Source organism: Lelliottia jeotgali (assembly GCF_977070485.1).
The window spans coordinates 476,383-499,382 of sequence record NZ_CDRVFO010000001.1 but is presented as its reverse complement, the minus strand read 5'-3'; the positions used below and the strand labels follow the sequence as shown (position 1 = coordinate 499,382).

At 60.7% G+C, this 23,000-nt stretch carries 17 protein-coding genes; 4 read left to right on the top strand and 13 right to left on the bottom strand.

The genetic code is table 11. The features are described from left to right. Window positions 1-51: 51 nt before the first annotated feature. From ACW4TB_RS02260 to ACW4TB_RS02235, 6 genes are all read right to left on the bottom strand, one after another. A complete protein-coding gene (locus ACW4TB_RS02260; protein WP_279932482.1) occupies window positions 52-1,236 on the bottom strand; it encodes a GIY-YIG nuclease family protein in 1,185 nt (394 codons plus the stop codon). Then, the gene (locus ACW4TB_RS02255) at window positions 1,226-3,295 is read right to left on the bottom strand and encodes a DEAD/DEAH box helicase (RefSeq protein WP_279932484.1); all 2,070 of its coding nucleotides are present in this window, start codon (window positions 3,293-3,295) and stop codon (window positions 1,226-1,228) included. The genes ACW4TB_RS02260 and ACW4TB_RS02255 overlap by 11 nt, the downstream gene beginning before the upstream one ends. A gap of 58 nt (window positions 3,296-3,353) precedes the next feature. Next, window positions 3,354-6,119: a class I SAM-dependent DNA methyltransferase gene (locus ACW4TB_RS02250; protein WP_279932486.1), complete on the bottom strand. Its 2,766-nt coding sequence runs from the start codon at window positions 6,117-6,119 to the stop codon at window positions 3,354-3,356. A 723-nt stretch (window positions 6,120-6,842) separates the two neighbouring features. Beyond that, window positions 6,843-8,234, bottom strand: a complete 1,392-nt coding sequence (gene gabP, locus ACW4TB_RS02245; protein ID WP_279932488.1) for a GABA permease — start codon at window positions 8,232-8,234, stop codon at window positions 6,843-6,845. Between the two features lie 363 nt (window positions 8,235-8,597). Next, window positions 8,598-9,941 (bottom strand): MFS transporter, encoded by a 1,344-nt coding sequence (locus ACW4TB_RS02240; protein WP_046785158.1) that lies wholly within the window; start codon window positions 9,939-9,941, stop codon window positions 8,598-8,600. Window positions 9,942-10,107: 166 nt separating this feature from the next. Continuing rightward, window positions 10,108-11,058, bottom strand: a complete 951-nt coding sequence (locus tag ACW4TB_RS02235) for a 2-hydroxyacid dehydrogenase (RefSeq protein ID WP_279932491.1) — start codon at window positions 11,056-11,058, stop codon at window positions 10,108-10,110. Between the two features lie 100 nt (window positions 11,059-11,158). On the opposite strand from ACW4TB_RS02235, the gene ACW4TB_RS02230 reads away from it, so the two are divergent. Further along, window positions 11,159-12,046, top strand: a complete 888-nt coding sequence (locus tag ACW4TB_RS02230) for a LysR substrate-binding domain-containing protein (RefSeq protein WP_254467105.1) — start codon at window positions 11,159-11,161, stop codon at window positions 12,044-12,046. Window positions 12,047-12,161: 115 nt separating this feature from the next. On the opposite strand, the gene gudD is transcribed toward ACW4TB_RS02230, so the two are convergent. Both gudD and ACW4TB_RS02220 read right to left on the bottom strand, forming a co-directional pair. Then, the gene (gene gudD / locus ACW4TB_RS02225; protein ID WP_455842883.1) at window positions 12,162-13,511 is read right to left on the bottom strand and encodes a glucarate dehydratase; all 1,350 of its coding nucleotides are present in this window, start codon (window positions 13,509-13,511) and stop codon (window positions 12,162-12,164) included. A gap of 25 nt (window positions 13,512-13,536) precedes the next feature. Beyond that, window positions 13,537-14,889, bottom strand: a complete 1,353-nt coding sequence (locus ACW4TB_RS02220) for an MFS transporter (RefSeq protein WP_012312598.1) — start codon at window positions 14,887-14,889, stop codon at window positions 13,537-13,539. A 261-nt stretch (window positions 14,890-15,150) separates the two neighbouring features. On the opposite strand from ACW4TB_RS02220, the gene ACW4TB_RS02215 reads away from it, so the two are divergent. Further along, window positions 15,151-15,849 carry a FadR/GntR family transcriptional regulator gene (locus tag ACW4TB_RS02215; RefSeq protein WP_012312597.1) on the top strand — a complete coding sequence of 233 codons (699 nt, stop codon included), beginning with the start codon at window positions 15,151-15,153 and terminating at the stop codon, window positions 15,847-15,849. 9 nt (window positions 15,850-15,858) lie between these two features. Here the strand turns inward: ACW4TB_RS02215 and ACW4TB_RS02210 are convergent, their stop codons facing one another. From ACW4TB_RS02210 to ACW4TB_RS02195, 4 genes are all read right to left on the bottom strand, one after another. After that, entirely contained in the window at window positions 15,859-16,869 is a 1,011-nt protein-coding gene (locus ACW4TB_RS02210; RefSeq protein WP_254467104.1) for a zinc-dependent alcohol dehydrogenase family protein, read from the bottom strand. A 150-nt stretch (window positions 16,870-17,019) separates the two neighbouring features. Further along, entirely contained in the window at window positions 17,020-17,610 is a 591-nt protein-coding gene (locus ACW4TB_RS02205; RefSeq protein ID WP_279932495.1) for an HAD family hydrolase, read from the bottom strand. Then, window positions 17,607-18,476 (bottom strand): acyl-CoA thioesterase II, encoded by an 870-nt coding sequence (gene tesB / locus ACW4TB_RS02200; RefSeq protein ID WP_254467103.1) that lies wholly within the window; start codon window positions 18,474-18,476, stop codon window positions 17,607-17,609. Before tesB ends, ACW4TB_RS02205 begins: the two co-directional genes overlap by 4 nt. Window positions 18,477-18,567: 91 nt before the next feature. Further along, window positions 18,568-19,140: a GNAT family N-acetyltransferase gene (locus ACW4TB_RS02195; protein WP_012312593.1), complete on the bottom strand. Its 573-nt coding sequence runs from the start codon at window positions 19,138-19,140 to the stop codon at window positions 18,568-18,570. Window positions 19,141-19,253: 113 nt separating this feature from the next. Here ACW4TB_RS02195 and ACW4TB_RS02190 point away from each other — a divergent pair, with 113 nt between their 5' ends. Both ACW4TB_RS02190 and ACW4TB_RS02185 read left to right on the top strand, forming a co-directional pair. After that, entirely contained in the window at window positions 19,254-20,168 is a 915-nt protein-coding gene (locus ACW4TB_RS02190; protein WP_012312592.1) for a histone deacetylase family protein, read from the top strand. A 149-nt stretch (window positions 20,169-20,317) separates the two neighbouring features. Next, a complete protein-coding gene (locus tag ACW4TB_RS02185) occupies window positions 20,318-21,559 on the top strand; it encodes a TIGR03862 family flavoprotein (protein ID WP_279932498.1) in 1,242 nt (413 codons plus the stop codon). Between the two features lie 86 nt (window positions 21,560-21,645). Here ACW4TB_RS02185 and ACW4TB_RS02180 read toward each other — a convergent pair whose 3' ends face one another. After that, a complete protein-coding gene (locus ACW4TB_RS02180; protein ID WP_012312590.1) occupies window positions 21,646-22,965 on the bottom strand; it encodes a DEAD/DEAH box helicase in 1,320 nt (439 codons plus the stop codon). Window positions 22,966-23,000: the final 35 nt, after the last annotated feature.

Genomic DNA, 23,000 nt, shown 5'->3' with positions numbered 1-23,000 from the left:
ACTACATATCAGAGTTAAAGGCGCAAATTTTTTTCATCTGCGCCTTTATAACTATTTTATACTATCAAGCCTTGCGGTTTCAGGATTGTAAACTTTCTGAGTGATAGACCCGTTTCTAATACTTTCCACTGCCTCGTTAATCACATGCAGAGGCACCAGGAACCACTCTCTGGGTTGTACCGGATTACCAAAGCGGTCGGGGATGGTCAGATCTATCTGGGCACGACTGAACAGTCGGTGAAATAAATTTTCCATGCGAGTCCGATTGATGTTGTGCAACTTGTATGTAGCTACAACTTCAACGTCCGCTAGCAGGTAAGTGGCGTCCTTATCGGCGCCTGCGATACGCGCATCTACCTTACCACCAGTGACCCCTATCTTGTGGATTAGCGCGCGATGCTCAGCGACAAAGGGATGCGTTGAGTGGCTACGCAACACGTAAATGGTGCCGCTCTCGATATCGTCTGCCTCCACAGCTTCGCCGAACAGAGGACCGGCATCAGAATCAGTGATTCTTCGGCCGGCGTCGTCTTTATACAAAGCCCGTACCAGCGACAAGCGCAGCATAGTGCTCTGCGTGCCATTGGAAAAAATAACGCGCAGACGCGCATCTTTCTTACCCTGAGGCGAGTCAAAATCCTCGCCCTCTTCCGCCACGTAGGCTGTTTGGCCACTGAGAATGAACCACTGTCCAGCCTCAACTGTGGTGTCTCTCATGAAGGGGCGGGTTACTCGAACACCCGACTGCAGTTCGCGTTGAACCCGCTCAAACAGCGGTTGGAAGCTATCAAAGTCCTCGCAACGCTCACGCTGCGCAATCTCCTCGGCTTCACGCTTCTCGGCATTGCTGCGAACATAACGTAGGTTCTGGATATCAGCATCATCGTCCTCCCCGGCCAGTTCTGCCAACAGCTCATCGTCCGTCATCGTGTACTCGCCTTGCGGTTCCCGTACCTCAACGGCATTCAACAGGCCTTGATGGTCAACCGGATGCAGCAACGCGCGGCATTCATCCTTAATGCGCAATTGATCCAAGCGCACGGCATATAGGCGCTCGAAGATATCTTTGTCATCGCCGTGGCGTGGCGCGCGGCCATGCTGCTCAACGAAACGCTGAATGTCCTCAAAGCCAGCGATGATGCGCTCCTCGCGAGGCGTGCGACCGGCCTTCTTGTCTGACGTGGCGAAGTCGGAAAGCTCTGCTTCCAACTCATCCAGATCTAATTCATTTGACATAACGGCCCTCTTTCTTGAAACGTATAAAGGCTGCTGCGCCTTCCGCCATGCTCCGTTCCCAAGGGTCTTGAGCAGTCAGGGAAGGTACCCGGCCATGATCCTGCTTGAATTTTACTGCCCGGATAGCGAGGTCTTTGGCTTCCTGTGGCGTGAGACGGGTGCGCTTGGCACCTATCACTGCAGCGACCTGCTTGAGACTTTCCTCGCTCATGGTTTTGGCCAGAATGGCGTATGCTTCGCTGAACGGATTGATCCGGTCGATCAAGTCAATATCCAACTCGCGCACATCCATCGCAAACCTGCGCACACCATCAATCAGAGCCGTGCTGGGGACGCCGTTCCCCCCAGTAAGCGTAGCTTGCGAATCATTACCTAGTACCAGTTGCTTGGCCTGTTGGGTCAGATTCAAAGCAGCAATGGCGTGCTGGCGAACGGCTTCCTGATCCTCGGCATCTAGCTCGGGATACTTGTCCCGGATGATCTTGCCCATCCGCAGTTGGGTCAGCTCCTCGGGCACCAGCTCATCATCAAAAAGGCCACGCTCGATATTGGTTTTGTCCTGTACGAAGCTGGCAATAACCTCGTTCAGGTCCTCCTGGCAAATACGATTGGCTTCAGGGCTCTTGGGTCCGGCCAGCCCCTTGATTTCGATCTGCAGGTGGCCGGTTTCGTGGTTGAAGCCCACATTGCACTTGTCCGGCTGATAGCCTGCATCTCCGTAGTCAAAGCCTTCCTGCGGCCCACTGGTGGGTGACTTCGGCTTGAACTCAAAGCGCGGCGCCAGAACCTGTTCCATCAACAGGCTGGCGGCAATCGCCTTAAGAGTGTCGTTTACAGCCTCGGTCACCACCTTCTCGCTGGCATCCGGCTCGGCGATCAGGTTGGTGAAGCGCGCCCGTGCTTTGCCGGGGGCATCGCGGGTCGCTCGCCCAATGATCTGCACGATCTCGGTGAGGCTGGAGCGGTAGCCCACAGTGAGTGCGTGCTCGCACCAGATCCAGTCGAAGCCTTCTTTGGCCATGCCGAGCGCGATGATGATATCGACATGATCGCGGTTGTTCTTTTGAGCAGGATCTTTCAAGGCGGCCGATACTTTGTCGCGCTTGGCCGGGTCATCATCCACCAAGTCGGCAATGCGCAGTACACGCCCATTGGCGGTCTCCACCAGTTGGAAACCCGTCACCAAGTCGGTGCCTCGCCACTCGCCCAGTTCTTCGATGATGTGCTCCACCTCGCGGATCTTGTCCCTGGTACTCTCACGCGAATTTACGTTGGGGATGTGTACAATAGTTTTTTCGCGCGGATCGAGCACATCGAGGATGCTGTCGGAGTAGGCACCTGCGTAGAAGTAGTAACCAATGTCCAGCTTCTTCAAGTGCTCGTAGCCGTTGAGCTGCTCGTAGTAGGTGTAGGTCACAGTATCGAAGCGGGCTTCGTCGGTAGGTGACAGCACAGCCTCCGCATCGCCTCGGAAGTAGGAGCCGGTCATCGCCACGATGTGCACCTTATCGCGGGCGATCAGTTGACCCAGGTACGTGCCCAGCCTGTTCTCCGGGTTGGCGGAAACGTGGTGAAACTCGTCCACGGCAATTAGCCTGTCATCGAAAGCCGCGACGCCAAACTTGTCTACCGCAAAACGGAAGGTTGCATGGGTGCAGACCAGCACTTGGTCTGTACTTTTCAGGAATGCCCCCACAGCATTGACCTTTCCGCCATCGTCGGTTCCTGGGGCATCACACAGATTCCAGCGCGGCTCCACATGCCAGTCGGCCCAGAAACCGAAGCGGCTAAGTGGTTCGTCGTGGAAGCTCGACCCAATAGACTTCTCCGGAACCACAATGATGGCCTGCTTGATACCCTGGCGGGTCAGTTTATCCAAGGCAATAAACATCAAGGCCCGACTTTTACCAGATGCTGGTGGCGATTTAATCAGCAAATACTGTTCGCCACGCCTCTCGTAGGCGCGCTCCTGCATAGGGCGCATGCCCAGCTCATTGGCCTTGGTGGATCGTCCGTTCTGGGCATAGGAAACGGAAACAGAGGGAACGGTTTGAGTCATGGCTACGCTTCCATTCAGGGCTTCATGCCCGCGAATTTAATAAGGGTAAGGTGTGGCATCACTTGGTTTTCCGTGACTTCTGAGTGGATGTCACTTCGGTATAAAGCTCGAAAAGCTTCTCTAGGCGCTCAGTGTCGTTCTTGAAACGACGACCAATGTAGATTCGCTCCAACACTTCGTCGTTGCGCTCGTGTGCAGCGCGCAGATTGTCCGGCATGGTCTCTGGATCGTAGAGATCTGCAATCGTGGCTGGGAAATGGGCTTCACGTGCCAGAAGGATGTCTTCGGCACAACGAGTGAGGTCAGCCTTGTTTTTCTCAGTTAAAGCCGGAACTGGGAAAGTATTCCAAGCCAGCGTGTTCGTGAACCGATAATCCGTCCTCATCCTGGAGCAAACAGTTGCCACCCACACTAAAGCCATGCGGGAAGCAATAATAGACAATACCCAAATGCTATTTGATGTCATTCCGAAAGAAGAGTTTGATATTGCAGTCCCCGCTTTGAGCAGCCCAACTGGCAGGTATTCCCTATTTTCCGAGCTGGTTACTGGCACGCAGATTATTGAACTAGCTGGTAATGGCTTTCTTTCATCAAACCTATGCGCCCAAGCTGCAGCCGCCACAGTGGTTTTTTTACTACTACCGCGCCTAAAATCGGCAACCCTTTCTATGCGTTCTGCAATTGAGGGAACGGCTTTTGCTTCAGACACCTCGGTGTCATCAATCCAGAGGCAGAATCTAGATATGCCTCGAATTAACTCCATCGAGCCAACAAATGGACGAATAAAGCGATTCCGCTGCTCAGGTGTTAGCTGCAGTGCTTCTAGCTCCTGAGGCTCTAGCAGCAAATGACCACCATCTGTAGGAGAGTTTCCTCGGTCAAAATCTGGTAGCCCACATATCTGTGATCTTCGAGCTTCAATTATGGTGACATCTCCTGGCACCAGATATGGATTTATATTATCTACTCTTCGGGCTACGGACTTCCCTTCACCTGCGTCGCTGTAGAGATATTTCGCTTTTTTGGAACCTGCATGGCCTATTCCAACGATCACGACTGTCACGCCAGCGTTATTGTTGGCCAGATTATTCCACTTAAATGAAGTATGCGCGAAATTTATTTCCGAGCCTGAGTCGAATATGAGCGGCCAAAGGATTGAAACTTGCTGGCCTTGGCATACAGAGTTTGTTGCCACAAATGCTGAGCAGCATTCAGTTGCTTTTGCATATTCTGCCGCCTTCATAAACCAGCCAGCAACATAGTCAAGCGGCTTCCAGTCCTTCGTCTTCATCTCAAAAACAAATGCTAGATCTTTTTTATGCTCTACTTCTTGTCGCTTACTACCAAGATATGGAGGATTTCCGCAAATATAGGTCGCCCCGCCCTCATTCTCGAAATCGATTTCAGGTTGATCAAGAGGTGTTTGGAATAGGTCATCACCGACTAACTTCACACCGGTTCCCGTAGGTGGGCAAACGCCAAGCCAGTCGAGCCGGAGGGCATTTCCACAAGTAATCCAATTCTGGTTGCTCAGTGGCAGAAACTCCAGGAGAGCCTCTTTCTGGCCGCGATAGAGCACATCGCACTGAAACTCAGCAATTATCAGAGCCAAGCGTGCGATTTCGGCAGAAAAGTCACGCAGCTCGATTCCGCGAAAATTTGTAAGAGGAATATCGCTCTTGCGTCCAGGCTCGCCACGGCGCTCATTGATGATATTTTCAATCTCACGCAGCTGTTTGTAGGCGATAACCAGGAAATTGCCCGAGCCGCAGGCAGGATCGAATACACGAATGCGTGCCAGGCGTTTACGCAGATTGAGCAGCGTGCGCGGATTATCGCCGGCCTCTTCCACCTTGGCACGCAGCTCATCGAGAAATAGCGGGTTCAGTACCTTGAGGATATTAGGCACGCTGGTGTAGTGCATGCCCAGGGCGCCACGCTCTTCATCGTCGGCCACGGCCTGGATCATGGAGCCGAAGATATCGGGGTTGATCTGCTTCCAATCTAGCGCACCGATATGCAGCAGATAGCTGCGGGCAATTTTGGAAAAGCGCGGGACGTCCGGCTTTCCAGAAAAAAGCCCGCCGTTGACGTAGGGGAAAGCGTCCGCCCAGCGCGGTAGCTTGGCCGAACCACGTTGAGCAATCGGGGTGTTCATGGAATGGAAGATTTCGCCCATCACCTCATGCAGGTTACTGGCATCCCGATTACTCATTTGCGAGAGGGTGTCGGTGAACATGCCGGTACCGTTGAAAATGTCGGTGTCTTCGGCGAAGAAGCAGAAGATCAAGCGCGCCATGAAGTGGTTCATTTCATGACGGCGCTCGGCGGTACCCCAGGTTGGGTTGTCCTTGAGCAGCTCCACATAGAGCCGATTCAGGCGGCTGGTAGCGCGGATATCGAAGGAGTTCTCGCGGATCTGTTTAACCGTGGAAATACCCGCCAACTGCAGAAAGAAGCCAAAGTGATCAGGGAAGTCCGGATAGGAGCAGGCGACGGCTTCGCCGGTCTCTAGCTCCTCAGCCTCCAGTATCTCACCATCAGTAGCGAGTACGTACTTGGCCTTGGCTCGTACAGTGGCGGGGCTGGCCTTGAGAGCTACCAAAGTTTCCGTGACTTTGCCAGCCTCGCACACCGCCAGGTGTATGTTGCTGGTTTGCAGAACACCGCCCAGGTCGGATTTGTTGGTTGCCCCCGAGCGCAGACGTTTCAGGGTGGTATCCTTGTTGCCGAAGGCCTGGAGGAAGGCATAAGGGAACTCGACCTGGTCAAACGGTTGACCTGCCAGGTCCGTGATGGCTTGTTCGATTTCTACAGCGTTCATTTGAGGCTATCCCGGTCGCTACTGCGAAAAGCGGCTTAGGCAGGCGCGGAGCCTGCCGTCCTTGCAAAATAATGGGATGATAAATGAATAAGCAGCGCCCAGGTGCAAAGAGATCCACCTGCTGGTCGGGCACAACAGCAACACCTCGGCCGTGCTAGGGGTGCAGCTCATCTGGATCCACGCCCCGCGCAACCAGACCATGCATGGAGGTGCCACCTGGAACAGCAGCGTCAATCGAGATCAACTGCGCCAACCTGCTCGGCAAGCTGGCTCCGCTCATCATTCTGTTGATGCTGGACAACCCGGTTACACCGTGGGGTGATGCATGTTATTCCGTAATCGTTTAGCTCAGTGGATTGCGCTTGGGCTTGGAGCGCCCTTCACTGGGTGATCGAACTAATCATCGGCAGGCTAGGAATGCTTGTCATGGTATTCCAATCAGTATTCCAACTTAAAATGTGAACCGAAATTCCCAATACTAATTAATATCTTACTTTCTTAATTCAGATTACCCCGGCCCAAACACGTAAAAGGCACATGGTGACCCAGGTGCCTTTTTTTATACCTGCGCGATATCCGGTGCGCTCTCCCGACAATAGCCGGTCTAATCCAGGGATGCTGCAGCGATAGATCTCTGGCCCCCTTTGGGCTGATATACAAGGTGGGTATGCCCCGTGCCGAAAAAGTCGCACCCGCGGCGCGACTTTCTTGCTTGATCCCGCGTCACCCCATCGACCGTACGCCCACCGCCTGCGCATGCCCCCGCGAAGTGACAATCCCAAGGAAGGAAATCACGATCGCCAAGCCCAAGGTCGAACTCACCTCCACCCGGTGCTCGGGCGTATACATCATCACCGCCAGCGCCCCGCCAATGAAAATGATCACCGCCCAGGTCAGCCAAGGGAACAGCCACATGCGGAATTTCAGTTCCGCGTTTTCACGCTCCAGGCGGCGGCGCATGCGCAGCTGGGAGATGGCGATGACCATGTAAACCAGCAGCGCAATGGCGCCGGAGCTGGCCAGCAGGAACTCGAACACACCCTTGGGTGCGAAGTAGTTGAGGATGGCGATGGCCGCGCCGATCAGGGTGCTGCCGAACACTGCAGCGCGTGGCACGCCGACCTTTGAGGTCTTGTTGAGGAAGGCCGGTGCATCACCGCGCTTGGCCAGTGAGTACATCATCCGCGAAGCGATATAGATCGACGAGTTCATGCAGCTGGTCACCGCCACCAGCACCACCAGGTCGACCATGAAGGCGGCATTGGGGATGTTCATGATTTCCAGCGCACGCTGGTAAGAACCCACCACCGCAAGCTGCGGGTCGTTCCATGGCACGATCGAGATGATCACGAAGATCGACAGGATGTAGAAGGTGCTGATGCGCCAGATCACCGAGCGCGTGGCCTTGGCGATGTTACGCGACGGGTCGCTGGATTCGGAGGCGGCAATGGTCACCGCTTCGGTGCCGATGAAGCTGAACATCACGGTGATGAATGCGCCGATCACGGCAGACCAGCCGTTGGGCGCAAAGCCGCCGTAGGCGCTCATCAAGCCGCTCAACCCGCTGACTTCGCGGTTGGGCAACCAGCCCATCAGGGCCGCAAAGCCCAAGCCGATGAAGCAAAGGATTGCCGTGACTTTGAGAATGGCGAACCAGAACTCGAACTCACCGTACTTGGCCACGCTGAACAGGTTGGTGCACGCCAGTAGCAGTACGGAAGCGAGGGCGAAGATCCAGCTGTCCACCTGTGGGAACCAGGCGTTGAGCACATGCCCGGCGGCCAGTGCTTCGATCGGGATCACCAGCACCCAGAACCACCAGTACAGCCAGCCGATGGTGTAGCCGGCCCAGCGGCCGATGGCCTGGTCGGCATAGGTGGAGAACGAACCGGTGTCGGGGTGCGCCACGGCCATTTCGCCGAGCATGCGCATGACCAGCACCACCAGGGTCCCGGCCACGAAGTAAGAAACAATGGTGGCTGGCCCGGCTGCCGCGATGGCGTGCCCGGAGCCGACGAAAAGACCGGCGCCGATGATGCCCGCGATGGACAGCATCGTTACATGACGTGGCTTGAAACCTTGTGCAAGGTTGCCATCAGTTCCCACGGTGTTCATTGATGTTGTTCTCTTTTTGCTGACACAAGGAAGGACGGGCAGGCGTAGGCGAAAATATCTCCTTTGGATTCAATGAGTCGACACCTTGCTTGCGCGCTGTTGTTGATCTTTGGCGCGCGTCACAAAGCAGGGCGTCAGTGTGGTTCGGGGTTCATTTAAGCCGGCTGAGGCTGCAGGAAATTACACGAGAACGCCTCGCAACTGTTCGATCACGACAGCGCTTTTCCATAAACGTCAGATGTCGTGGATGGCATGTCCAGACGCGCCTGATGGCCATTTGAGGGTTTTGTTTTTCATCTGGGTATGCGTAACAGGTACAAAAAAGCCCCGGTCTCCCGGGGCCTCTGTTGCTCAGGCGTCTGCCTACGCCTGCCCCGTCCTTTCGAAGCGCCGGGCCAGCAACAGGTAAGCGAAGATCCCCAGCACGCCATGGGCGGCCACGAACCAAAGTGCGTTGTCGAAGGAGCCGGTGCTGGCCACTACGTAGCCGATCACCAGCGGGGTGACGATGCCGGCAATGTTGCCGATGCCGTTGAACACGCCCCCGCACAGGCCGACCATTTTCTTCGGTGCCACATCCGACAGCACCGCCCAACCCACCGCTGCCAGGCCCTTGCCGAAGAATGCCAAGGTCATCAGGGCAATTACCGCCGCATTGCCATCCACATAATTGGCCAGCACCAAGGTGGTGGACAACGCCATGCCGATCACGAACGGCGTCTTGCGCGCCCTGGACGGGTGCACGCCACGGCGGATCAGCCAGTCGGACACAAAGCCGCCAAGGATGCCGCCGGTAAAGCCGCAGATGGCCGGCAACGCGGCCACCCAGCCGGCCTCCATGATGGTCATGCCACGGCCCTTGATCAGGTAGATCGGGAACCAGGTGATGAAGAAATAGGTGAGCGCAGTGATGCAATACTGCCCCAGGTAGACCGCCCACAGGTTGCGGCTGGTGAACAGCTGCGCAAGCTCCGCGCGGGTCGGTTTGCTCTTGGCCGTCTTGCGCTCTTTTTCCAGGTCGACCAGCGCTCCGCCTTCACGCATGTAATCGAACTCTTCACGGCTCAATCCCGGTGCGCTGTGCGGTTCATGGTAAAGGCGGAACCACACCACGCTCAGCAGCAGGCCGAGCACGCCCATCCAGATGAATACCTGCTCCCAGCTCATCGTGTGGGTCATCCACGCCATCAGCGGCGCGAACACCACCACTGCCATGTACTGCGCCGAATTGAACAGCGCCGATGCGGTACCGCGCTCGCGGGTGGGGAACCAGCAACTGACGATGCGCGAGTTGGCCGGGAATGCCGGTGACTCCACCAGGCCGAGCATGAAACGCATGGAGAACAACGCCACCGCAGCCGACACGCCGGCCAGGCCCAGCCAGCCCACTGTGCCTTGCAGCAGGGTGAACAGCGACCAGAGAATCAGGCTGATGCCATACACGCGGCGTGCACCGAAGCGGTCCAGCAACCAGCCGCCGGGTACCTGGCCGAGGGCGTAGGCCCAGGCGAAGGCAGAGAAGATCATGCCGAGCATGACCGGGTCCAGGCCGAGGTCCTTGAGTACCTCGGTGCCAGTGATCGACAAGGTGGCGCGGTCGGCATAGTTGATGACCGTGATGACAAAGATCAGCGCCAGGACAAGGAAGCGATGGCGGCCGATTGCGGCGACGGCCTGCGGTGCGGCGACGGCGGATTTGCTGTTCATGTGTACCCTCTTGCTTCTCGATGGAAGCGATTGTTCTTGTGCAGAGAAGGTGTGGCCTTGTGGTGTCGCTAGTGGCCCTATCGCCGGCAAGCCGGCGCCTACAGGTACATCACCGGGCTGCAAAGCAGTGGGCTCCCAGTGGAAGCCGGCTTGCCGGCGATAGGGGTTACGCGCAGTTCGGCGGCACCTCGCCGCGGAAACAGGCTGCGAGGTTGTCCAGCACCATTTGCCCCATTTCCAGGCGGGTCTGCAGGGTGGCGCTGCCACGGTGCGGCTGTAGGCTGACCTGGTTGAGGTCACATAAAGCCGGTGGCACATGGGGTTCATCGACGAACACATCCAGCCCGGCACCGGCAATGCGCCGTTCACGCAAGGCCTCGACCAGTGCGTCCTCATCCACCAACTTGCCCCGCGCCACGTTGATCAGGTAGCCCTGCGGGCCCAGCGCGTCGAGCACCTCGGCGCTCACCAGCACCTTGCCGCCATCAGCCGAGGCCGCTACCACCAGCACATCCACCGAACGCGCCAGTTCGACCAGGTCAGCGACGAAGCGGTAGCCACAGCCGTGCTGTTCGCGCCGGCCGTTGTAAGCAATGTGCATGTCGAAGGCGGCAGCGCGGCGGGCAATGGCCTTGCCGACTTGCCCCAGGCCGACGATGCCCAGCGCACTACCACTGACCTTGCGCGCCAACGGCAGGTTGACCGTGCCCCACAAGCCGTCACGCACCAGACGTTCACCTTCGCCCAGGCGGCGCAGTGTGTTGATGATCAACCCCATGGCCATATCGGCCACGTCATCGGTGAGCACCCCCGGGGTCGTGGTGACATGTATGCCGCGCTTCGCCGCGTGGTGCAGGTCGACAGCGTCGGTGCCGATGCCACTGATGGCGATGATCTGCAGCGCTGGCAGTTGATCCATCAGCGCATTGGTCAAGCCTTTGGCGCCACCGGTGACCACCCCACGAATACGAGGGCCGACCTCATCGAGCAGTTGTTGAGGATTGTCATGTCGATACAGCCGATGCACCTGGTAAGCACTGACCAGTTGCGCATCGATGGCATCCGGTACCGGCTGGGTCAGCAGCAGCTCGACGGCTGCGGTGTTGTCGTTGTTCATCGTTGATATCCGGCAACTTCAAAGGTGTGACTCGATGCTAGGCCGGCATGCGATACAGGTCTAATATAGATGATGGATCGAATAATTCAGGAATTGAATCATGGAGCTGCACCAGTTGCGCTGCTTCGTAGCGGTTGCCGAGGAGCTGCATTTCGGCCGTGCCGCCAGCCGCCTGCACATGACCCAACCGCCGTTGAGCCGGCAGATCCAGCTGTTGGAGCATTCGTTGGGGGTGCTGCTGCTTGAGCGCAACAACCGCCAGGCGCGGCTCACACTCGCCGGGCAGAGCTTTCTGGAAGATGCCCGGCGCATACTGCAGATCGCCGAATCTGCCAGCCAGTCGGCCCGGCGCATTGCCCATGGCGAGGCTGGCCGACTGACGCTGGGCTTCACAGCAGTCGGGGCCTACAGCATGATCCCTCGCCTGCTGGTGCACGCCGCCAAGACCGTACCCGACATCGAACTGGTGCTCAGCGAGCGTATCTCCGCAACCCAGGTGCATGACCTGGAGGCTGGGCTGATCGATGTCGGTCTGGTGCGCCAGGTGCTACCCAGCGCGCGCGTGGAGTACCTGCCGATCCACCGCGAGCCCTTCGTCGCCGCCCTCCCCGTCGGCCATGCACTGGCAGCGCGCGAGCGGCTCAAGCCGACCGATTTCCATCAGCAGCCGTTCGTGATGTACAGCGCCAACGAGGGGCGCTACTTCCATGATCGCATCGCCAATCTGTTTGCCCGCCACGAGGTGCAGCCGCGTTATCTGCACCAACTGGGGCAGACGCATTCGATTCTGGGGTTGGTGAATGTCGGGCTGGGCTGTGCGGTGGTGCCGGCATCGGCGCAGGCGCTGCGGCTGGAGCAGGTGGTGTTCAAGCCACTGATGGGGATGGACCAGCAGGCGGAGATCTTTCTGGCGTATTGCCGGGATAATCCGAATCCAGTGTTGGGCGCGTTTGTGGCGATGGCTCGGGCATTTTTTGAGGCGGGGTGAGGGGGCTGCTGCGCAGCCCAATCGCCGGCAAGCCGGCTCCCACAGGTACCCCGCTGCTCTCAAGCTCAGCGTAAAACCAGGGGGAGCCGGCTTGCCGGCGATTGGGCACCGGGCTTCAACGCACCAGGCAAGGCCGCTTGTTATCGAACGTCCAGCCCGGGATCAGGAACTGCATCGCCACACCGTCATCCCGCGCTCCCAGCCCCATGCTGCGGTAGCACTCATGGGCCTTGGCCAGTTGGTCTTCATCCAGCTCCACCCCTAGCCCTGGGCGCTCTGGCACGCGCACATGGCCGTCGACGATGCGCAGCGGCTCGCGGGTAAGACGCTGGCCGTCCTGCCAGATCCAGTGGGTGTCGATCGCCGTGATCTCACCCGGCGCCGCAGCAGCCACTTGGGTGAACATCGCCAACGAAATATCGAAGTGGTTGTTCGAATGCGAACCCCAGGTCAGGCCCCAGTCGTTGCACATCTGCGCCACCCGTACCGAGCCCTGCAAGGTCCAGAAGTGTGGGTCGGCCAAGGGGATGTCCACCGATTGCAACTGGATCGCATGGCCCATCTGGCGCCAGTCGGTGGCGATCATGTTGGTGGCGGTGGGCAAGCCGGTGGCACGGCGGAACTCGGCCATCACCTCACGGCCCGAATAGCCGTTTTCGGCACCGCACGGGTCTTCGGCGTAGGCCAGCACGTGGTGCTTGTCACGGCACAGGGCGATGGCCTCTTGCAATGACCAGGCGCCATTGGGGTCAAGTGTGATGCGCGCTTCGGGGAAGCGCTCGGCCAGCGCCGTCACCGCCTCCATCTCCTCTTCGCCACGCAGCACGCCGCCCTTGAGCTTGAAGTCGCTGAAGCCATAGCGCTGCTTGGCGGCTTCAGCCAGGCGCACCACGGCCTCAGGGGTCAGTGCCTTCTCGTGACGCAGGCGGAACCAGTCATCATCGGCGTCGGCCTCGTTGCGGTAAGCCAGGTCAGTCTGCTGGCGGTCACCGATATAGAACAGGTAGCCGAGCATTTTCACCGCGTCGCGCTGCTGGCCTTCGCCGAGCAGCGCGGCCATGGGCACATTGAGGTGCTGGCCGAGCAAGTCGAGCAGCGCCGACTCAATGGCCGTCACCGCATGCACGGTAATGCGCAGGTCGAAGGTCTGCAGGCCACGCCCGCCGGCATCGCGGTTGGCGAAGGTCTGGCGCATGGCATTGAGCACACGCTGGTAGTGGCCGATCGGCTGGCCGACCACCAGGCTGCGGGCATCTTCCAGGGTCTGGCGGATCTTCTCGCCACCGGGCACTTCGCCCAGGCCAGTGTTGCCAGCGCTGTCACGCAGCACCACAACGTTACGGGTGAAGAACGGGCCATGGGCGCCACTGAGGTTGAGCAGCATGCTGTCATGGCCGGCAACCGGGATCACGCGCAGGTCGGTGACCACGGGGGTGCTGGTGTGGAGTGCGGGAGTCGTCTGCATGTTCATGATTGTTGTCTCGCAGTCATCAGTGGGTCTGGCCCAAGGCCGAAGGGGCCTTGAGGTCATTGGAGGGGACGCCCTTTGGGCGAGTGCGCACGAAGAACACCGCAATGGCCGCCAGCACCGAGGTCACGGCCAGGCCGTACAGGCCACCCTGGATCGACCCGGTCTGCTGCTCGAGCAGGCCGAAAGTGGTGGGCGCGACGAAGCCGCCCAAGTTGCCCACGGAGTTGATCAGGGCGATCACCGCAGCAGCGATACGCGCGTCCAGATAGCCTTGGGGGATCGGCCAGAACAGTGACGAGGCCGACTTGAAACCGATAGCGGCAAAGCACACCGCGACAAAGGCGAACACCGGCCCGCCCGTGGTCGACATGAACATGCCGATGGCCGCGATCACCAGGGCCGCAGCCACCCAGGCCTGCTGGAACTTCCAGCGCGAGGAGCCAGCGGCGAAGGCATACATGGCCAGGATCGAGATCAACCACGGGATGGAGTTGAAGAAGCCGACCTGCAGGTCGCTCAGGTCACCCATGCGTTTGATGATGCTGGGCAACCAGAATGTCGCGGCGTAGATGGTCAGCTGGATGCAGAAATAGATCAGGCAGAACAGCACGATCTGGCGGTCCTTGAGCAAGCTCCAGGACGATACCTTGACGGTGCCGGTGGCTTCGCGCTCACGTTGCTCGCGGTCGATGGTATCGACCAGCGCATCCTGCTCGGCCTTGCTCAGCCATTTGGCGTCGTGCGGTTTGGAGTCGAGCCAGAAGAACACGAAGAAGCACAGCGTGACCGAGGCCATGCCCTCGATGAACAACATCCACTGCCAGCCATGCATGCCCAGGCCCTGGATCTGCATCAGCGCGCCGGCCAGGGGGCCGGAGATCAGCGAAGCCAGCGCCGAGCCGCTGAGGAAAATGGCAATCGCCTTGCCGCGTTCGGCAGCTGGCAGCCAGCGGGTGAAGTAGTAGATCACCCCAGGGAAGAAGCCGGCCTCGGCAACACCGAGCAAAAAGCGCAGCACGTAGAACTGAGTTTCGTTCTGCACGAAGGCCATGGCCGTGGCCACCAGCCCCCAGGTAAACATGATGCGGGTCAGCCACAGGCGGGCGCCGACGCGCTGCAACAGCATGTTCGAGGGCACTTCGAACAGCGCATAGCCGATGAAGAACAACCCCGCACCAAAACCATAGGCCGCAGCGCTGATGCCAAGGTCGCTTTCCAGATGCGGCCGGACGAAGCCGATGTTGACGCGGTCGAGGTAGTTGACGATGAACATGATCACGAACAGCGGCAGGACGTGGCGCTTGACCTTGGCCACGGCGCTGGCCAGCACGTCGCCGCCGTTACGGGCAGACGGATCGAGGGTGTCGTTCACTTGTGTATCTCCCACTAATTGTTTTTGTGCGGGTCGAGGTGGTCTGACATGACAGTGGGCAGAGCATATGCGCGGCGAAGTTGTACGACAAGATGGCGATTGTCGTTAAAAACACAAAATACAAGCTTATAGATCGTATAAAAGCGGCGATAACGTTCCTAAGATCACTTTTCAGGTTACCCAGCGCCGCGAAAAAACAGGCAGAAAATATTTTTATCGGCTAACTTGTCGTACAAGCTAATTCGCCAACCGGAGCGGCCCATGCCCCAGCAGCCCCGCAAAACAGGCCACAGCCGTGCCCACGACCTGGTCTCCAGCCTGACCCAGCAGATCCTGCTGGGCACCATCAAGCCGGGCGACAAACTGCCGTCGGAAAACACCTTGGTGCGCGAGCACGGTGTCAGCCGCACCGTGGTGCGTGAAGCCCTGTCGAAGCTGCAGGCCTCTGGCCTGGTAGAACCGCGCCACGGGATTGGTACGTTCGTGATGGCGCGCCCGGCGCAGGCCGGGTTGCGGGTGGGAGTGGAGAATGCCGCAAGCGTGCGCGACCTGCTGGAACTGCGCATCGGCCTCGAGGGCCAGGCAGCCGCCCTCGCCGCCGTGCGCCGCAACGAACAACACCTTGCACGCATGCGCCAGGCGCTGGACGATTATCAGGACCTCGCCGCGGCCGGTGACAGTTGCATCGAAGCGGACCGCCGCTTTCACCTGCTGATCGCCGAGGCCACCGGCAACCTGTACTTCAGCGAGATGATGGCGCAGCTGGGCAATGGCCTGATTCCTCGCAACCGCATGGCCATCGCCGAACGCGCCGGGGCCAACCTGGCCCGGCATGCCTACCTGGCCAACCTGGAGCATGAGGCGATTCTCAACGCCATTGGCCGGCAAGACCCGGATGCGGCGCGGGCGGCGATCTGCCTGCATCTGTCCAACAGCCGGGACCGCTTGTTGCCGGACTGAAGCGCGCGATTACCAGGTCAGGCAGATCTTGCCGAAATGCCGGTTGCTCTCCTGGTAGCGGAACGCGTCGACGATCTGCTCCAGTTCAAAATGCTTGTCCACCACAGGCAGCAAGCCGTTGGCGTCGATCGCCCGGACCATCGCCTGCTGCTGCGCGCGGCTACCCACCAGCACACCCTGCAGACGGATCTGCCGAACCAGCGCCTGAACCAGCGGCAACTGCCCGGCGACACCGGTAAGGATGCCGATCAATGACACATGGCCACCGATCCGTGCGGCAATCATCGACTGCTCCAGCGTCGCCGGCCCGCCCACCTCGATCACATGATCGACGCCACGGTTGCCGGTGAGCTCACGCACCTTCTCGCCCCAGGCCGGGGTGCTCTTGTAGTTGATCAGGTAATCAGCGCCCAGGGCCTTGAGGCGTTCGAGCTTGGCATCGCTGGACGAGGTGGCGATTACCGTGGCGCCTGCCAGCTTGGCGAACTGCAGGGCGAAGATCGACACGCCGCCGGTGCCCTGTACCAGTACGGTGTCACCGGGCTTGAGGTGATCGTCGCTCATCAGCGCACGCCAGGCCGTGAGGCCGGCGGTGGTCAGGGTGGCGGCCTCGGCGTGGCTGTAGCCCTTGGGTGCCAGCGTGAAGGAGGTGGCGCGGGCGGTGACCTGTTCACGGGCGTAGCCGTCGATGCCGTCGCCCGGCACGCTGGCGAAGCCTTCGACCAGTGCCTGGCCATCGAGCCAGTCCGGGAAGAAGGTGCTGACCACGCTGTCGCCTACCTTGAACTCACTGACGCCCGCCCCGACAGCGGTCACTTCGCCAGCGCCATCGGCCATGGGAATGCGCCGCTCGCTCGGCCCCCACATGCCGCTGACCACGGCAAAGTCGTGGTAGTTGAGGGAGCTGGCGTGCAGGCGTACGGTGATCTCGCCGGGCTTGGGCGCAGCAGCCTCGCAGGTGCCGACTTCGACCTTGTCGTAGCCGCCGCCGGGTTGCACGTAGATGGCTTTATGGGTCATGGATGGTTCTCCATTTGGGGAAAAGACTGGGGGTGAGCATAGACAGTAACGGCCCTATCGCCGGCAAGCCGGCTCCCACAGGTGCTCGGGCAGCCTTCAGCAGCGGTGATCAACTTGCCGGCGACAGGGCAAGCGCAGGCGAGCGAAAACTCAGCCCAGCAACGCCCGCAAAGCCCGGCAGTCCACCGCATGCCAGTCCACCAGCTCCGGCCATGGGTTATCCGGCAGGTTCACCAGCACTGTGCGCGCCCCGGCCGCTCGCCCGCAATCCAGGTCGAAGCGGTAGTCACCCACCATCACCAGTTCGCTCGGCGCCACATCCCAGGCACTGGCGATCTTCAGCAGGCCATCGGGGTTGGGCTTGGGCGCCGCCTCGTCACGACCGAGCACGTGCTCGACTGCAAAGCAATCCGCCAGGCCGATCGCCTCCAGCGTGACATGCGCCAGCTCACGTGCATTGCGGGTAAGGATGCCCAACCGGCAGCCACGCCCGGCCAGCTCCCGCACCAGCTCCACGGCACCGGTAGCTGCAGTCGAGGCAACCGCCAGGTCGCGCTCGTGCTCCAGCAGCCAGGCATGCTTGGCGGCCGCTTGCGCCGCAGGCAAAGCCGCCAGGTGGGTGAGGATGTCGTCCTCGGGTGGAATCTCCAGCGCCTCACGAATGGCGGCAAAATCATGCACCGCCACGGTAAGGGTGCCGTCCATGTCGAACACCCAGTTGCGGATATCGGCCAGGCTCATGCCCAGTCCTTGCGGTGACGGATCAAGCCTTCCTGCGAAGACGACGCCACCAGCTGCCCGGCACGGTTGTAGATACTGCCCCGGCAGAAACCCCGGGCATTGCCGGCCCAAGGACTGTCGGTGGCGTACAGCAGCCACTCATCGGCGCGCAGGTTGCCGTGGAACCACAACGAGTGGTCGAGGCTGGCAATCTGCATGTCGCGCTGCCACACCGATTTGCCATGGGGCAGCAGCGAGGTGGTCAGCAGGCCGAAGTCCGAGGCGTAGGCCAGCAGGTACTTGTGCAGCGCGGGCACGGCCGGCAGGGTGCCGTCGGCGCGGAACCAGGTGTACTTCACCGGGTCGCCGGGCTTGGGGTTGAACGGGTCACGCTCGGTGACCGGGCGTATCTCGATCGGTTTGGCACACAGCACCTTGTCACGAATGCGCTCAGGCAGGTGGTCGGCCATGGCGCGGGCCAGTTCGACTTCGCTCGGCAGGTTCTCCGGCCCGACCACATCAGGCATCTGCGCCTGGTGCTCGAAACCTTCCTCGTCGTACTGGAACGAGGCACTGCAGGTGAAAATGGTCTGGCCCTTCTGGATGGCCGTCACTCGCCGGGTACTGAAGCTGCCGCCATCGCGCACACGGTCTACCGAATAGACCACCGGCAGGCTGGCATCGCCCGGGCGCAGGAAGTAGCCGTGCAGCGAATGCACATGGCGCGCGTCTTCGACCGTCTGGCTGGCCGCCGACAGTGACTGGCCCAGCACCTGGCCACCGTACAGCTGGCGGAAGCCCAGGTCCTGGCTGCGTCCACGGAACAGGTTCTCCTCGATCGACTCGAGGCTCAACAGGTCGACCAGGTCGTCCAACACATGACTCATCGGGGGTTCTCCTAGCAAGGCATCACAGCTCTACGGCGCTTTCATGAAGGCAAATGATACAGGGTTTGTCATCGGCACCGCGCATGACCGCTCATTCAGCGCGCAAGGTCTGCTCCCAGCGGGGCCGGTCGATGCGGTACAGCACGTGGGGCCGCAGCGGGTGGCCAGCGGGCAGGCGCGGGTGCTCGAAACTGCCTTGCAGGTCCTGCACCATGCCGATGGCCTGCATGACCTTCTGCGACGGCAGGTTGGCCTCAGTAGTGAACGACACCACCTCCTCCAGGCGCAATTGGGCGAAAGCACAACGCAGGCAGGTCCACGCCGCCTCGCTGGCAAAGCCCAGGCCCCAGTGCCGCCGGGCAAGGCGCCAGCCGATTTCCACAGCCGGCGCGAACGGCGCATCGAAGTTGACGTTGAGCAGGCCGGTCATGCCGATGAAGGCGCCGCTGTCCTTGCGCTCCAAGGCCCACAGGCCGAAACCGTACTCGTTGAAATGACCGCGGATCCTGCCGATCAGTGCCGCCGCCTCCAGCCGCGTCATGGGCGCTGGAAAATAACGCATCACCTGCGGGTCGGCGCTCATGGCGGCGAACTCGCGCAGGTCGTCGTCATGCCATTGGCGTAACACCAGGCGGGCGCTTTCCAGTTCAAGGATGGGGGTCATGGGGCGTGCTCCGGTTTTGCCGTGCTACAGGTTCAGCGTAGGCGCGGCGCAGTACTTTTACCCACAACCCAACAACTGGCAAGATCAGCACTGGCCCCGATTGCGAACCCACCATGCCGTTGCCGCTGATCTACCACGATGACTACAGCCCGGAGTTCCCACCCGAGCATCGTTTCCCCATGGACAAGTTCCGCCTGCTGCGCGACCACCTGGTCGAGAGCGGGCTGACCACCGACCAGGCTTTGCTGCGCCCGCAAATCTGCCCCAACGACATCCTCGCCCTGGCCCACGACCGCGACTACATCGAGCGCTATATGCACGGCGAACTGTCGCGCGAGGACCAGCGCCGCCTGGGCTTGCCCTGGAGCGAGGCCTTGGCGCGGCGCACCGTGCGGGCAGTGGGCGGCTCGTTGCTGGCTGCCGAAATGGCGCTGCAACACGGCCTGGCCTGCCACCTGGCCGGCGGTACCCACCATGCCCACTTTGACCACCCAGCCGGTTTCTGCATCTTCAACGACCTGGCCGTGATCAGCCGCTACCTGCTTGAAGCCGGGCGGGTGCACCGGGTGCTGATCTTCGATTGCGACGTGCACCAGGGCGATGGCACCGCGCGCATCCTGCAGGACACCCCGGACGCCATCACCGTATCGTTGCACTGCGAACAGAACTTCCCGGCGCGCAAGGCCCACAGCGACTGGGACATTCCGCTGCCGCGGGGCATGGGTGACGCCGCCTACCTTAAGGTGGTGGAAGATGCGCTCAACTACCTGTTGCCGCTGTATCAACCCGACCTGGTGCTGTATGACGCCGGTGTGGACGTACATAAGGACGATGCCCTCGGCTATCTGCAACTGACCGATGCCGGCTTGGCTGCGCGCGACGAGCATGTCATGCGCCACTGCCTGGGGCGGGATATCCCGGTGGTCGGCGTGATCGGCGGCGGCTACAGCAAAGACCGCCACGCCTTGGCGCGGCGCCACGGCATCCTCCACCACAGCGCGGCGAAGGTCATCAGTTGTTCACAATGACTGTGGAACCGCTTGTGGATAACCTGCGGGAAAGCCGCTGCAGCCCTTTGCCACCGTGCCCTGTAGCATACTGATCATTTTTTGCTCAGTGCTTGCATGGCCCCTGCTGCGTTAGAATGCGCGGTCTTTTCCACAGCCTGCTGACCACCATGTCCGATCTACGCCCCGCATCCCCTCCCCTGGCTGTCGTCATCGGCGCCGGCCCCGCCGGCCTGATGGCCGCCGAAGCCTTGGCCCAGGCGGGCCTTGCAGTGCAGGTGTTCGACGCCATGCCGTCGGTGGGCCGCAAGTTTCTGCTGGCGGGCGTCGGCGGCATGAACATTACCCATTCCGAGCCCTATCCTCAGTTCGTGGCGCGCTATGCCGAACGCGAAAACGAGATAAAGCGGCTGCTGGGCGATTTCGATGCCGATGCCCTGCGCCAGTGGATTCACGGCTTGGGCATCGAAACCTTCGTGGGCACTTCGGGCCGAGTCTTCCCGACCGACATGAAAGCCGCGCCATTGCTACGCGCCTGGCTCAAACGCCTGCGCGACAGCGGCGTAGTTATCCACACCCGCCATCGCTGGCTGGGCTGGGGTGCCGACGGTGCCTTGCAAATCGCTTATCCACAGGGCGAACTACAGATAAAGACTGATGTTGTCGTGTTGGCCTTGGGTGGCGGCAGTTGGGCGAGGCTGGGCTCCGACGGCGCCTGGCAACCTGTGCTGGCCGAACGGGCTGTGGATATCTCTCCTTTGCAAGCGAGCAACTGCGGGTTTGAAGTCGCAGGCTGGAGCGCGCTGCTCAAGGACAAGTTCGCCGGCGCGCCACTGAAGAACATCGCCCTAGGCATGCCAGGCACGGCAACGCGCAAAGGTGAGTTCATCCTTACCGCCCAGGGTGTCGAGGGCAGCCTGGTGTATGCCTGGTCTGCACCGTTGCGCGAGGCCATCAACCGCGACGGCCAGGCAACGCTGCTGCTCGACCTGCTGCCGGACAAGCCTGTGGACAAGATTGCCCAGGCCCTGGCCAAGCCGCGCGGTTCGCGGTCGATGGCCAAGCACCTGCACAGCCAACTGGGCATCGACGGGGTGAAGGCGGCACTGCTGCGTGAACTGACCGATCAGGCGACGTTTGCCGACATGCCCGCCCTGGCGCGCGCGATCAAGGCGCTGCCGATCACGCTGGTACGCACCCGGCCCCTGGACGAGGCGATCAGCAGTGCCGGTGGCGTGCGCTTCGAGGGGCTGGATGAGGGGTTGATGCTCAAGGGCATGCCTGGGGTGTTCTGTGCCGGCGAGATGCTGGACTGGGAGGCGCCGACGGGGGGGTATCTGTTGACGGCGTGCTTTGCCAGTGGGTTGCGGGCCGGGCGGGCGGCGGCGCAATGGCTGGCGCGGTCTGCGTGACAGGATGCGGGTCCGCTTTGCGACCCTTTCGCGACCGCCCGTAGCGGCCTTGTGTCGCGAAAGGGCTACAAAGCAGCCCCAAAACCTCAAGGCTTGCGCTTCTTCGGCCCGGTATTGAAGCTCGGCACTTTGCGCACCGACTTGACCGGAGCCTCGTCGCCACTGTCCATCCAGCGCCCCAGCCCGCGCTTGGCACTGTTCTCTTTCGGCTTCTTGGGCTTTTTCGGCTTCTTGATCACCTGGCCACTGGCATCGGTCATCGGCACCCGGTGATCGGGAATGAAGTCCGGTTCCTCGTGGCGCGGCAAGGTCTGGCGAATCAGCGTCTCGATCGTGGCCAACTGCTGCACTTCATCGGCGCATACCAGCGAGATCGCCTCGCCTTTATTGCCGGCACGGCCCGTGCGACCAATACGGTGCACATAATCCTCGGCCACGATCGGCAGGTCGAGGTTGACCACCAACGGCAGGTCGTCGATGTCCAGGCCACGGGCGGCAACGTCGGTGGCGACCAGTACCTGGATCTCACGGGCCTTGAAGCTGTCCAGCGCGCGCTGGCGCGTGGCTTGCGGGCGGTCACCGTGAATGCCATCGGCGTTCACGCCCTCGCCCAGCAGCCGCTCGACCAACTGGTCTACGCCATTGCGAGTCTTGGCAAACACCAGTACCTGCTTCCAGCGCTGCTTGCGCAGCAGGTGGCAGAACAGGTCGACCTTGCGCTTCTTGTCCACCGGCACCAGCCACTGCTTGACCGTGGTGGCAGCCGCGTTGCGCGGGCTGACCTCGATGCTCAGCGGGTCATTGAGCGCCAGCCCCGCCAGCATGCGGATCTGGTCGGAGAAGGTAGCGGAGAACAGCAGCGTCTGGCGCTTGCGCGGCAGTGCCGCGTATACCGACTGCAGCTCTTCGGCAAAACCCAGGTCGAGCATGCGGTCGGCTTCGTCGAGCACCAGGGTCTGCACCTGGTTGAACTTCACCGCGTTCTGGCGGAACAGGTCGAGCAAGCGCCCCGGGGTAGCCACCAGCAGGTCGACGCCACGACGCAGGCGCATCATTTGCGGGTTGATGCTGACCCCGCCATACACCGCGTAAGTGCTGAGCGGCAGGTTTTCGGCGTATTCGCGCACGTTGTTGTGCACCTGCTCGGCCAATTCACGGGTCGGTACCAACACCAGCGCACGGATCGAGTTGCTGGCGACCTTTTCCCCTTCCAGGGCCAGGCGCTGCAGCACAGGCAGCGCAAAACCGGCAGTCTTGCCGGTGCCGGTCTGGGCTGCGGCCATCAGGTCGCGGCCGGCCAGCACGGCGGGGATGGCCTGGGCCTGGACCGGGGTCGGGGTGGTGTAGTCCAGCTGCTGCAGGGTGCGCAGCAACGGTTCGATCAGGCCGAGTTTGGCGAAATTCATGGCAATACCGTCAGGGGGTTCAGCGAAGGCGGCAA